Origin of the sequence: Terrabacter tumescens (assembly GCF_014646815.1) — a bacterium.
In the GTDB taxonomy this organism is placed as follows: domain Bacteria; phylum Actinomycetota; class Actinomycetes; order Actinomycetales; family Dermatophilaceae; genus Terrabacter; species Terrabacter tumescens.
The window spans coordinates 544,570-557,339 of record NZ_BMNZ01000001.1 but is presented as its reverse complement, the minus strand read 5'-3'; the positions used below and the strand labels follow the sequence as shown (position 1 = coordinate 557,339).

The following is a 12,770-nucleotide window of genomic DNA, read 5'->3' as shown; positions in this document are numbered from 1 at the left end:
GATGGACAAGACTCGCACTCCCACCCAGGTGCTGGACCGACTGGTAGCAGCCGTGAATGCGCATGACCTGGACGGCCTCGTCGGCTGCTTCGCCGAGACCTACGCCCTGACGGACCCCGTCCACCCGGCGCGGTCCTTCACCGGAGCAGCCCAGGTGCGCAAGAACTGGAACACGGTGTTCAACGCCGTGCCCGACGTGCGCCTGGACGTGGAGGGCAAGGCCGTCACCGACGCCGGCTTCTGGCTCGAGGGCACTCAAGTCGGCACGCGGTGGGACGGCCGACGACTGGAGACCCGGATGGTCTTCATCGCCGTCATCGCCGACGGCCGCATCAGCAGCGCACACATGTATGCCGCGCCGGTCGAGCCGGGCGGCCCTGACATCGACGCGGTGTTCGCCGCCATGGCCGGACACGCTCCCTCCGTCGGGAACACCGTCGACGAGACCAGCACCCACCGAGCCTCGCAGCCATGATCACCGTGGTCGGTGGGACCGGGAGGCTCGGACGCCTCGTCATCGCCCGCCTGGTGGCCCAGGGGCTGCCTGTGAGGGCCGCGGGGAGGTCGGCACCGGTCACGCCGGTGCCCGGGGCGGAGTTCGTCGCCGCCGACGTGCGCGACCCCGCGTCGCTGCCCCCCGCGCTGGCGGGCTCACGAGTCGTGGTCTCTGCCGTGCACGGCATGGACCCCGCCGCCGGCGAGTCACCTGCCACCGTCGACCGCAACGGCAACCGCAACCTGGTCCGAGCCGCCCGCGAGACGGGCGCTGACATCGTGCTCGTGTCGATCGTGGGTGCTCGGGACGACCACCCCATCGAGCTCTTCAGGATGAAGGCAGCAGCGGAGGCGGCGCTCGTGGAGGAGGCGGCGGCATACGGGCTCGGGTGGACGATCGTGCGCGCAACCGCGTTTGCGGACATGTGGCTGGACCTCTTCCGCAGCACGGCCGGCCGATCGGGCGTCCCCAAGGTCCTGGGCCGGGGCCGCAACCCCGTGAACTTCGTGGCGGTCGACGACGTCGCCGTGGCTGTCGCCCGAGCCTGCACGGACCCCTCCCTGCACGGCCAGGTCGTCGAGGTCGCGGGCGAGGACCTCACCGAGACCGCCCTGGCCGGCCTGGTGACGAGGCCCGGCCGTCGTCCCGCTCACATCCCGACCCCTGTGGTCTGGGCGGTCGGAAACGTCCTGCGGCCGGTCCGTCCGGGCCTTGCCCGGGTCGCCCGGCAGGCACTCCTGATGGAGCGGGTCCCGATGCGCGCCGACCCCGTTCCCGGGCATCAGCAGCACCCGTGGCTCCCGCTGACGCCCGTGTCCACGCTCGTGGCCCCCTGAAAGTGAGACGGCCGGCCACGCCCGACTTGCGATAACTCATATATGAGTTAGCCTCGACGTCGTGTCTCAGACCTACCTCACCCGGATCGGCGGACTCATCCGCGACGCGCGACGCCACAAGGGGATGACCCAGTCGGACCTCGCGGAGCTGCTCGGCACCTCCCAGGGCGCCGTGACCCGCATCGAGCAGGGCAAGCAGAACCTCAGCCTCGACATGCTCGCCAAGATCGGTGACGCGCTCGACTCGGAGTTCGTCTCGCTCGGCCACTCCGGCCCGCAGCACCTGCGCATCGTCGGCGGCCAGAAGCTCACCGGCTCGATCGACGTCAAGACCTCGAAGAACGCCGCCGTCGCGCTCCTGTGCGCCGCCCTGCTCAACCGCGGCCGCACGACCCTGCGCAGCCTCGCCCGCATCGAGGAGGTCAACCGCATCCTCGAGGTGCTCGCCTCGATCGGCGTGCGCACGCGCTGGCTCCCCGACAGCAACGACCTCGAGATCATCCCGCCGGCCGAGCTCAACCTCGACGACATCGACGTCGCGGCCGCCCGCCGCACGCGCACGGTCATCATGTTCCTCGGCCCGCTGCTGCACGAGCACGAGGCCTTCCAGCTGCCGTATGCCGGGGGCTGCGACCTCGGCACCCGCACCGTCGAGCCGCACCTGGCGGCCCTGCGCTCCTTCGGGCTCGAGGTCACCGCGACGCACGGCTTCTACGAGGCGCGCTCCGACCGGTCCGTCTCGCCCGAGCGGGCCATCGTGCTCACGGAGCGCGGCGACACCGTCACTGAGAACGTCCTCATGGCTGCCGCCCGGCACGCCGGCACGACGGTGATCCGCAACGCGAGCCCCAACTACATGGTCCAGGACCTGTGCTTCTTCCTCGAGAAGCTCGGCGTCCGCATCGAGGGCATCGGCACGACGACCCTGACCGTCCACGGCATCGCCGACATCGACGTCGACGTCGAGTACTCCCCCAGCGAGGACCCGATCGAGGCCATGAGCCTCATCGCGGCCGCCGTCGTCACCGACAGCTCGATCACGATCCGCCGGGTGCCCATCGAGTTCATCGAGATCGAGCTCGCGACCCTCGACGGCATGGGCATGAAGTACGACCTCTCGCCGGAGTACACCTCGGCCAACGGCAAGACGCGTCTCGTCGACTTGACGACGATCCCCGGCCCGCTGCAGGCCCCGACCGACAAGATCCACCCGATGCCGTTCCCGGGCCTCAACATCGACAACCTGCCCTTCTTCGCGCTCATCGGGGCCGTCGCCGAGGGCAGCACGATGATCCACGACTGGGTCTACGAGAACCGGGCGATCTACCTCACCGAGCTGACCAAGGTCGGGGCCAAGGTGCAGCTGCTCGACCCGCACCGCGTCATCGTCGAGGGCCCGACCCGCTGGCGGGCGGCCGAGGTCGTGTGCCCGCCGGCCCTGCGCCCCGGCGTCGTCGTGCTGCTCGCCATGCTCGCCGCTCCCGGCACCTCGGTGCTGCGCAACGTCTACGTCATCAACCGCGGCTACGAGGACCTCGCCGAGCGCCTCAACGCCCTGGGCGCCACGATCGAGGTCTTCCGCGACATCTGAGCGCCGGGTCGTGGGGTCGTCGCGACGGCCGGGTCCGCACGGATCCGGCCGTCGCGGCATGCATGGTTGTGGTCGTTCGCAGGGGCGGACGGTCTCCACATGGGATCCGGGGTTTTGTGTTCGGTGACCACACAGGTGGCCCGCACCCGTCTCCCTAGTCTTCCCGCATGCCCGACGCCCGCACCGACGCCCGCGACGACGCCCCGGACTCCCTCCTGAGGGTCCCCACGGCGGTCAACCAGCCCATCGACCTCACCGGCCGGACCGCCCTCGTCACCGGGGCCGCCAGCGGCATCGGCGCCAGCGTGGCCCGCGCGCTCGCGGGCGCCGGCGCCAAGGTGCACGCCGTCGACCGGGACACCGACGGGCTCGCGGCCATGGCGGACGGCTGGGACATCGCGACGATCACGGCGGATCTCGCCGACCTCGACTCCCTCGCCGAGCTGCCGACCGAGGTCGACATCCTCGTCAACAACGCCGGCATCCAGCACGTCAGCCCCATCGAGGACTTCCCGCTCGACCGGTTCGACCTCATCCTCGACCTCATGCTCGTGTCGCCGTTCCGCCTCATCCGCCAGAGCCTTCCCCACATGTACGACCGCGGCTGGGGCCGGGTCATCAACGTCTCGAGCGTCCACGGCCTGCGCGCCAGCGCGTTCAAGTCGGCCTACGTCACCGCCAAGCACGGCCTCGAAGGGCTGTCGAAGGTCGTCGCGCTCGAGGGTGGCCCGCACGGCGTCACCTCGACGTGCATCAACCCCGCCTACGTGCGTACGCCCCTGGTGGAGAAGCAGATCGCCGACCAGGCCCGCACGCACGAGATCCCCGAGTCCGAGGTGGTCGAGAAGGTCATGCTGGCGCCCGTCGCCGTCAAGCGGCTCGTCGAGCCCGACGAGGTCGCGGCCCTCGCCCTCTTCCTGTGCGGGCCCGCCTCCGGCTCGGTGAGCGGGACGTCCTTCTCGATGGACGGTGGCTGGACCGCGCACTGACGCCGGTCTCCCCCACCTCCCGCCGACCCGACCCACCTAGGATCTGCCCGTGGTCACCCGCAGCGAGACGTCGACAGCAGAACAGGTCATCCACCTGCTCGAGCTGCTGGCCGCCGACGCCTCCGTCGCCGAGATCGCAGCCGCCGAGGCCCCCGCGGAGGCCCGTGACCTCGCGCTGCGGATCACGGGCGCGCGCGAGGTGCACCAGCACCGTGAGGCCGGGCTCGCGGCCCTGCTCGACACGGCACGCGAGCTGGCGACCGAGAGCGACCCGGGCTCGGTCCTCGACGCCATCGTGCGACGCGCGCGCCGGCTCGTCGGCACCGACCTCGCCTACCTCACCCTCTACGACCCCGAGGCCGGCGACACCTTCATGCGCGCCACCGACGGCTCGGTCTCGGCGGCGTTCCAGTCGGTGCGCCTCGCGCTCGGTGCGGGCCTCGGAGGTCTCGTCGCGTCGACGCACAAGCCGTACTGGACGGCCGACTACTGGGCCGACGAGCGCTTCCGCCACACCAACGCCATCGACGGCGCGGTCGGCGAGGAGGGCATCATCGCTATCTGCGGGACCCCGCTCATCGTCGAGAAGCACTTCGTCGGCGTGCTCTTCGCGGCCAACCGCTCCTCACGACCGTTCACCCGGGAGGAGGTCGGCCTGCTCGGCAACCTCGCGACGCTCGCGGCCGTCACCCTGGTGCAGACCCGCGCCCTCGCGGACGCCGAGAACGCCCTGGCAGCGCTCTCCGACGCCCACGAGACGGTCCGGCACTACGCCGACGGGGTCGAGAAGGCAGCAGCCGCGCACGACCGCTTCGCCTCGCTCGTGCTCGGCGGCGGCGGCGTCGACGACATCACGCACGCCCTCGCCGAGCTGCTCGGCGGGTGGGCCGTCCTCGTCGACGAGAACGGCGCACGGCACAGCGCAGCGGGCCCCGCCCCCGAGCCCGACGCATCGGGCCACGACCCCGTCGCGGCCCTCGACGCCCTGCCGGGACTCGGCACCGGGCGTCTCGTCGAGCGCGACGGCGTCTACGCCGTCGCCGTGACCGCTGCCCGCGAACGCCTCGGCACCATCTACGTCGGCGGCCTGACCCTGGGCGACTCCGACCAGCGCACCGTGGAACGGGCAGGGGTCGTGACGGCTCTCGTGCTCCTCTTCGAGCGCCAGGCCGCCGACGCGCGGCAGTCGGCCCGCAACCGGCTCGTCAGCGACCTCGTCAGCAGGCGAGGTGGGCGCGAGGAGCGGCTGACGCTCGCGCGCACCGTGGGCTTCGACCCGCAGAAGCCGTTCTGCCTGCTCGTGCTGCGGGGCGAGGAGCCCGGCGGCCACCGGGCCCTGCTCATCTCGGCGAGCGCGGCCACCGGCGAGGCCTCCCTCGTCGGCACCCACGACGGCGACGTCGTTGCCCTGGTGCCCGGCAGCGACGCCGACGGCCTGGCCCGCGCCGTGGCCGCGCGCATCGGCAAGCGCACGTGCGTCACCGTCGCCGGTGTGGGGCCGGTCAGCGACGTGGACGACATCGCCGACGCGCACGAGGAAGGGCACCGGACCGTCGGGGCCCTCATCGCGCTCGGCCACCGCGGCAAGGGCGCGGCCGCGACGCAGCTCGGCTTCGCCGGGCTCATCGTGGGCTCCGAGCCAGACGTCGACGAGTACGTCCGCAAGCTGCTCGGGCCCGTCGTCGACTACGACGAGCGGCGGGGCACCGACCTCGTCGGGACGCTCGCGGCATACTTCGCCGCCGGCGGGAGCCCGCGGCACGCCGCAGGGACCCTGCACGTCCACGTCAACACCGTCTCGCAGCGGCTCGAGCGCATCACGGCCCTGCTCGGCGAGTCGTGGCAGCAGCCCGACCAGTCCCTGGAGCTGCAGATCGCGTTGCGCCTCCGGGCGTTGCAGGCCCCGGCCTGAGGTCCGGACCACGTCCGGCCGGGGCCACTCCGCCCAGGCGTCAGGGCACGGGCGTCACCGACGGGAACGCCCACGTCCCGTCGAGCACCTCGGACCGGGGTCGGTAGAGGCGCACGAGGTAGTTCCACCCCTCCTTGATGCCGAGACAGTTGGGTCGCCCGTCGCCGCACCCCCCGAAGTGCACGGTCACGCTCCCGTCCGGATCCCGCTGCGCCGTCAGGTTGTTGAGGCTCACGGCGCTCCCGTCGTCGTCGAAGTAACCGTCCGAGTTGTAGAGCGAGATGGACCAGAAGCCGTCCACGGGGACGTCCCGGACCGTCAGCTGGTACTCCCCCACCGGCAGCCCGGGGTCGACGTTGACGTAGGTGGCCTCGCCGGAGGGCAGCCCGCCCCACCCGGCGGCGGTTCCGATGAGGTGGCGCACCGGGTCGACCTCCAGCCGCGACCCGAAGGCCCTGTCGAAGCCGGGATAGCCCTTGGCGAGCTCGAGCAGGGCCGCACGCGTGCGGTCCAGGGACGCCGCGTCGTAGTCGGGAGTCGTGAACGGCCGGCTGGCGGCGGCCGTCAGGCGGATGCGGTCCTGCAGGGCGTTGACCGCCGCGACGTCGTCCGGGTCCGCGGGGTCGACGAGCGTGCGGATCGCGACGAGCACGACGTCGGTGTCGTGGCGGTCGGTCGTCAGCTCGTGGTCGCCGGGCTCGTGGAGCACCTCGTTGATGTAGTGGTCCCGGTTCACGACCATGGCCGAGAGGTACCGGCCCTGTGTGTCGGGCAGCGTCAGCGTGGCGCCCTCACTGATGTCGACGACCGCCGCGCTGTAGAGGGTGTCGCGGTTCATCCGGATCACCGGCTGGTGGTCCAGAGGCGTGGGCGTCCGGTTGTGGTTGAGCCTGTTGACGCCGCCGGCGTCCGCGAGCACGGCCGCGAACATCCGGTCGGTCTCGGCCCGGACGAAGTTGTCTGCGTTGACATGTTGAGCGCTCATGTCGGCAGTTTGGGGACGCAGGTTCCCCCGCGGCATCACCCTCAGGCGGTGAAACGTCCGCCTTGGGCTGACTGGTCCTCAGCTGCGCAGCTGACGGTCCAGGGCGTCCGCGACGGCCGCGACCCCACGGTCGCCGAGGATCACGTCGTAGTGGTTGGCGTCGACCTTCGTCGTGCGCACGCCCTCCGGCACGCCGAGCGCCGCGAGCCGCGCCTCGTCGTAGAGCCCCTGCGGCTCGTCGAGCAGGCCGCGCTCGGCCCAGACGAGCTCGGCCCCGACGCCGAGCCCGACGGCCGTCCGCAGGCCCGCGTGAGTCTCCCGGTCGGCCATCACGGCGGCCCCGTCGGCGCGGATCGCCTCGAGCACGCACGTGCTGCGCCACTGGCCGTCGTCGGGGTCCTGCACGAGGTCGTGCTCGATGTAGGCGCGCGCGGCGTCCCCGCCGGGACCCTCGAGCACCGGCCCGAGGGCGGGGTGCGCCGCCCAGAAGCCGAGGTATGCCGTGGGGTCGGCGAAGCGCATCGAGAGGCGGTCCATGGCCGGCCCGATGACCGACTGGAGCGCGGCGTCGACGTCGAGGTCGTCCGGCACGGGGAAGGCGAGGCCGCCGTCGACGAGGACGGCGGCGGGGAAGCGCTCCGGGTGGCGCGCCGCGGCGAGAGCCGCGACGAAGGCACCCATCGAGTGCCCGACGAGCACGGGCGCCGATCCGAAGACGGTCGCGATGGAGGTGAGGTCGTCGACGTGGACTCCGAGGCCGTAGGGACCGGGGGCTGAGCGGCTGTCACCGCGTCCGCGCAGATCCGGGGCGAGGAACCGCACGGCGCCGGGGCCGTGCCGGCGGCCGACCTCCTCCGCGACGCGCGCCCAGGACAGGCCGTTGGCGGTGATGCCGTGGACCGCGAGCACGACCGGGGCGTCGGCCGCGGGAGACCCGAGGCTGATGTCGTGGATGGCGAGGCTGCCCTCCGGCAGCTCGATGACGAAGGCGGACGGTGTGGCACTCATCGAGACCCTGACCTCCTGATCAGTCTGCCGCCGAGACCGGTCAGCCCGGACGGAGCGAAGTAGACCACGACGATGAAGAAGACGCCGAGGATGAAGAGCGGCTGCGAGAGCACCTGACGGACGACGTCGGGCAGGCCCTGCAGCACGGCGGAGCTGCTGACCTCGACGAGCCGTGCGTCGGCGTAGGTGTAGAGCACGCCCCCGAGCAGCGCCCCCCACCGGCTGCCGGCACCGCCGAGCACGACCATGACGAGCAGCGACAGCGTGAACTCGGAGGTGGTCAGGTGCGGGTTCGACCCGCCGAGCACCAGCGCGTGGACGACGCCGCCGAGGGCGCCGAGGAAGGAGCCGGCGACGAGCGCGAGGAGCCTGACGCGGTAGGTGCCCAGCCCGAGCACGGCGGCGCGCTGCTCGTTCTCGCGGACGGCCGCCATGGCGTGGCCGGCCCGCGACCGCACGAGGAGGGTCACGGCGACCCACGCGACGACGACGAAGCCGAGGGCGAGCCAGTAGCGGTACGGCGCGTTGACCACGCCCACGAGCAGGTCCGGCACGGCGTCGCGGTCGAGCGGGCGACCCTCCTCACCTCCGGTCACTCCCCCGGGGTTGCGCATGACGATGATCGAGGCCGCCTGCGCGAAGGCCAGCGTCACCATGGCGAAGGCGATGCCGCCGACCCGGAGCGCGACGGCGCCCACGACGAGGGCGAGCAGGGTCGACAGGCCGAGGGCCGCCAGCACCGCCAGCGGCAGCGGCAGGTCCCAGGTCGAGAGCGAGATGGTCAGCAGGTAGCTGCCCGCGGCGACGAACAGGGCATGCCCGAAGCTGAGCAGGCCGGTGCGACCGAAGAGGACGTCGTAGCTCAGGGCGATGCCGCCGACGACGAGGCAGGTGGCGAGCAGCTGCAGGGAACCGGGGCCGTTGACCCGCCCGGGCAGCAGGCCGGGCACCTCGACGGGGACGTACGGCAGATAGGCGAGGACCGCGAGCACGACGACGGGCAACAGGCGTTGGAGCAGGTGAGCTCGCCCTTGCGGCCGCTGCCCTGCCGGACGTGGTGCGGCTGTGTCGTCGTCGTCGACGGCGACCTCGCCCGAGGACGTATGCGTGTCGGTCAGGTGGTCGGTCGGCGACGTCATGCCGTCGCTCCCTTCAGGGACGTCGGTCGGAGCAGGAGCACCAGCGCGAGCAGGAGCACGACCGACAGGTCGCCGACCCCGCTCGCGGCGTAGTAGTTCGCGAGCTGCTGGACGAGCCCGACGACCACGGCGGCGACCGCGGTGCCCGTCAGCGAGCCCATGCCGCCGATGACGACGACGATGAAGGCGAAGATGAGCAGGGAGCCGCCCTGCGCCGGCGAGACCGCCCCGGCGTACTGCGAGTAGAGCACGCCCGCCAGCCCGGCCGCGGCGCCGCCGAGGGCGAAGACGACGGTGAAGGTCCGGTGCACGTTGATGCCGAGGGCCTCGACCATGGTCCGGTTCTCGACCCCAGCCCGGATGACCAGGCCCAGGCGGGTCAGGTGCAGCAGCGCCAGCAGTCCGGCAAAGAGCAGACCGGCCACGAGGACGTAGACGAAGCGGTCGTTCGGCAGCCGGGCACCGAGCACGTCCGTCGTCCCGCTCATCCAGACGGGCTTGTCCACCGCTCGGGGGTCCGCGCCCCAGATGCCCTGTGCTGCAGCGACACCCGCGAGCGAGAGGCCGACCGTGACGAGCACCTGCTGGATGTGGTGGCGGTAGAGGGGGCGGATCAGCACGACCTCGACGACGAGGCCCACCAGCGCTCCGACGCAGACGCCTGCAGCGATCCCGACGAGCAGCCGCCCGGCCACGGGCCAGGCGGTGGGCAGCGCGCCCATCGTCAGCCACGCGGCGTAGGCGCCCGCGGTCATGAAGGCGCCGTGCGCGAAGTTGAGCACGCCCATGAGGCCGTAGATGAGGCTCAACCCGCTCGCGGCGATGAAGTAGAGCGCGCCGAGGCCCAGGCCCGTCGCGAGGAGGAGGACGAGGTCGCTCATGCCACCCCCTCCCGCCGCATCGAGACCCCGAGCAGCTCACGGGTCAGGTCGGCGTCGGCCACGAGGTCCGCGGCGGCTCCACGGTGCACGACCCTCCCGGCGTCGAGGACGACGACCCGGTCGGCGATCCGGCGCACGAGCGGCAGGTTCTGCTCGACGAGCAGGACCGGGGTGGTCCGCGCCACCTCCGCGAGCACGTCGGCGACCTCCGTGACGAGCTTGGGTGCGAGGCCCTTGGTCGGCTCGTCGATGAGCAGGAGGGCGTTGTCGCGCAGCAGCACCCGGGCCAGCGACACCATCTGCTGCTGACCGCCCGACAGCGTGCCGGCCCGCTGTCCGCGTCGCGCGACGAGGTCTGGGAAGAGCCGCCCGACCACGGGCGCCTCGACGCCCTGGTCGGGTGCCACGAGCCGGAGGTTCTCGTCGACGGTCAGGCCGCCGAACACCTCTCGGTCCTCGGGGACGTAGCCGATGCCGCCGCGGACGATCTTGGCCGTCGATGTCGTCTGGATCTCGCTGCCCTGCAGCAGGATCCGGCCAGACCTTGGCGCCAACCCGATGACCGCCTTGAGGGTCGTCGTCTTGCCGACGCCGTTGCGTCCGAGGAGCGCGGTGACGCCGGTCGCCGGCACCTCGAAGGACACCCCCTGGAGGATGTGCGAACCGCCGTAGCGGACGTGCACGTCGTCGAGCTCCAGGACGGGGGCGGTCCCCGCCCCGTCACGGGGCGAGGAGTTCCGATCAGTCACAGTGCTTCTCCCAGATAGGCCTGCTGGACCCGCTCGTCACTCGTCACCTCGGTCGGCGCACCGACCGCGAGCAGCTGGCCGTGGTGGAGCACCGCGACGCGGTCGGCGAGCCCGAGGACGACGTGCATGTGGTGCTCGACCATCGCCACGGCGACCCCCGAGTCGCGGACCTCGCCGATGATCTCGGTCAGCCCGTCGACGTCCTCCGCCGACACCCCGGCCATCGGCTCGTCGAGCAGCAGCACCGCCGGCTCGGACGCGAGGGACATGGCGAGCTCGAGCTTGCGACGGTCGCCGTGCGAGAGGTCACGCGCCAGCGTCGCCGCGCGACCCGGCATACGCACCCTGTCCAGCAGCGAGTCGATGACGCCCGTGGTCGCCGAGCCCGCGGCGCGGAACGGCGAGAAGGGCGCGGCGCCGGACGCCTGAACCGCCAGGCGCACGTTCTCCCCGGCCGTGAGACCGTCGAAGAGGGCCGACGTCTGGAACGACCGCGCCAGTCCCATCCGGGCTCGGCGCGTGGCGCTTGCCTGCGTGACGTCCCTGTCCTGCAGGGTGATCCGGCCACTGGACGGACGCGTCACCCCGCTGAGGATGTTGACGAACGACGACTTGCCCGCCCCGTTGGGGCCGATGATGCCGAGCAGCTCACCGGCCCCCACGGTCAGGGAGACGTCGTCGAGGATCTGGGCGCCGCCGACCTTCCAGCCGACCGCTTGTGCGCTGATCACGACCGGTGGTGTCCGGTCACTTGAAGGGGGTGACGGGCGGTGCGACGGCCTCGGCCCCGAGCGTGTCGACGAGCTGCGGGACGACGTTGCTGCCGTCCTTCTTCAGCGACGCCGTGAACATCGGCTGCAGCAGGGCGTGGTCCTCGGCGCGGATCTCGAGCGAGCCCTTGGGGCCGTCGAACTTCCAGCCCTCGAGCGAGGTCACCATCTTCTCGACGTCGCCGCCACCCGCCTCGAGCGCGTGGACGATCATCTGGCCCGCCACGAAGCCGTCGTTGGTGAAGAGGTCGACCGTGGCGCCCTGCTTCTTCAGGCCCGCTTCGAGCGCCTGGTACGCCGCGTTGTCGGCCGCGCCCTCGAAGAAGTGCGAGAGGAAGTTGATCTTCGTGGCCACCTCGCCGAAGAGGGCGTGCGTGGCCTTGATGTCGAGGCCGGTGACGACCTTCGTGGTGTCGAAGACGCCCTGCTGCCCGAGCGTCGTCCACATGGCGGTGGCGTTGGCACCGGCCCAGGCGACGAAGAGCAGGTCCGGGGCGGCGCCCTTGACCTTGGTGGCGAACGGCGTCAGGTCGGTGGCGGCGGCCGGCACCTCGACGGAGCTCACAGTGGCACCCTTCGCACCGAGGACGGCCGTGACCGCGGCGACGTTCGCCTTGCCGAAGGCGCTGTCCTGGGCGAGGACCGTGACCTTCTTGCCCTTGACGTCGCCGAGCATGCTGCCCGCGGTCGCGACGTCCTGGTACGTCTGGCGCCCCGAGCGGAAGGTGTAGCGGTTCGCGCCCGTCACGGCGTCGGCCGCTGCCGGACCCGAGATGAAGAGGACCTTGTTGTCCTTGGCCAGCGGGGCCACCTGCAGGGCGACGCCGCTCGACGTCGAACCGGCGATGATCGTGTTGCCCTGTCCGATGAGGTCGGTCGCGGAGGCGACGGCCTTGGCGGGGTCACCCGCGTCGTCCTGCTCGGTGATCGAGATCGTGCGGCCGGCGACCGCGCCGGTCCCCTTGGTGGCGTAGTCGATGCCGGCCGTGAGGCCCTGACGGTACTGCTGGCCGTAGGTGGCGAGCGGACCGGACTTGGAGTAGACGAGGCCGACCTTGTACGGCGCGCCCGAGTTGCCCGACGCTCCCCCGGCGCCGGCCGTGCCGTTGTCGGCCGGTGCACCCGGCTGGCCCGGAGACCCGCAGGCCGCGACCGACAGCGTGATCATGACGCTCGCGAGCGCGAGACTCCACCGCTTGGACACCGATGTCCTCCACCTCTGGCGGGCGCTCGCGCCTTTGCTGCAACGAGATCCGTTGACGCCCAACCGTTTCGGCGAAAGTAGTTCAGCCTCGAACGGACGGCGGTGGGACCGGACGCCACAAAGACGATCTCGGCATGTGTCTCGCCCCCACCGTCGCGGGTCGGATCACCAATTCCCCGGGAGGTGTCACGGGACGGGCTGCTGTCTCGT

The 12,770-nt window shown here is 71.9% G+C and carries 12 protein-coding genes; 5 read left to right on the top strand and 7 right to left on the bottom strand.

Translation table 11 applies throughout. The features are described 5' to 3' along the window. The first annotated feature begins 1 nt into the window (after position 1). From IEY30_RS02595 to IEY30_RS02575, 5 genes are all read left to right on the top strand, one after another. Positions 2-475, top strand: a complete 474-nt coding sequence (locus tag IEY30_RS02595) for a nuclear transport factor 2 family protein (RefSeq protein WP_081920248.1) — start codon at positions 2-4, stop codon at positions 473-475. Further along, a complete protein-coding gene (locus IEY30_RS02590) occupies positions 472-1,332 on the top strand; it encodes an SDR family oxidoreductase (protein ID WP_030146220.1) in 861 nt (286 codons plus the stop codon). The genes IEY30_RS02595 and IEY30_RS02590 overlap by 4 nt, the downstream gene beginning before the upstream one ends. A 61-nt stretch (positions 1,333-1,393) precedes the next feature. After that, a complete protein-coding gene (locus IEY30_RS02585; protein ID WP_030146221.1) occupies positions 1,394-2,923 on the top strand; it encodes a helix-turn-helix domain-containing protein in 1,530 nt (509 codons plus the stop codon). A gap of 167 nt (positions 2,924-3,090) precedes the next feature. Further along, positions 3,091-3,912 carry a 3-hydroxybutyrate dehydrogenase gene (locus IEY30_RS02580; RefSeq protein WP_081920249.1) on the top strand — a complete coding sequence of 274 codons (822 nt, stop codon included), beginning with the start codon at positions 3,091-3,093 and terminating at the stop codon, positions 3,910-3,912. A gap of 49 nt (positions 3,913-3,961) precedes the next feature. Next, complete coding sequence (locus IEY30_RS02575; RefSeq protein ID WP_229674800.1) at positions 3,962-5,824, top strand: helix-turn-helix domain-containing protein; 1,863 nt, start codon at positions 3,962-3,964, stop codon at positions 5,822-5,824. Positions 5,825-5,864: 40 nt separating this feature from the next. Here IEY30_RS02575 and IEY30_RS02570 read toward each other — a convergent pair whose 3' ends face one another. From IEY30_RS02570 to IEY30_RS02540, 7 genes are all read right to left on the bottom strand, one after another. After that, a complete protein-coding gene (locus tag IEY30_RS02570; protein ID WP_030146224.1) occupies positions 5,865-6,809 on the bottom strand; it encodes a DUF1254 domain-containing protein in 945 nt (314 codons plus the stop codon). Positions 6,810-6,887: 78 nt separating this feature from the next. Continuing rightward, positions 6,888-7,817, bottom strand: a complete 930-nt coding sequence (locus IEY30_RS02565) for an alpha/beta fold hydrolase (protein ID WP_030146225.1) — start codon at positions 7,815-7,817, stop codon at positions 6,888-6,890. Further along, a complete protein-coding gene (locus IEY30_RS02560) occupies positions 7,814-8,956 on the bottom strand; it encodes a branched-chain amino acid ABC transporter permease (protein WP_030146226.1) in 1,143 nt (380 codons plus the stop codon). Before IEY30_RS02560 ends, IEY30_RS02565 begins: the two co-directional genes overlap by 4 nt. Next, positions 8,953-9,837 (bottom strand): branched-chain amino acid ABC transporter permease, encoded by an 885-nt coding sequence (locus tag IEY30_RS02555; protein WP_030146227.1) that lies wholly within the window; start codon positions 9,835-9,837, stop codon positions 8,953-8,955. Before IEY30_RS02555 ends, IEY30_RS02560 begins: the two co-directional genes overlap by 4 nt. Then, a complete protein-coding gene (locus IEY30_RS02550) occupies positions 9,834-10,586 on the bottom strand; it encodes an ABC transporter ATP-binding protein (RefSeq protein ID WP_052358114.1) in 753 nt (250 codons plus the stop codon). Before IEY30_RS02550 ends, IEY30_RS02555 begins: the two co-directional genes overlap by 4 nt. Beyond that, positions 10,583-11,317, bottom strand: a complete 735-nt coding sequence (locus IEY30_RS02545; RefSeq protein WP_030146229.1) for an ABC transporter ATP-binding protein — start codon at positions 11,315-11,317, stop codon at positions 10,583-10,585. Before IEY30_RS02545 ends, IEY30_RS02550 begins: the two co-directional genes overlap by 4 nt. A 16-nt stretch (positions 11,318-11,333) precedes the next feature. Then, entirely contained in the window at positions 11,334-12,560 is a 1,227-nt protein-coding gene (locus IEY30_RS02540; RefSeq protein ID WP_030146230.1) for a substrate-binding domain-containing protein, read from the bottom strand. Between the last annotated feature and the right edge of the window lie 210 nt (positions 12,561-12,770).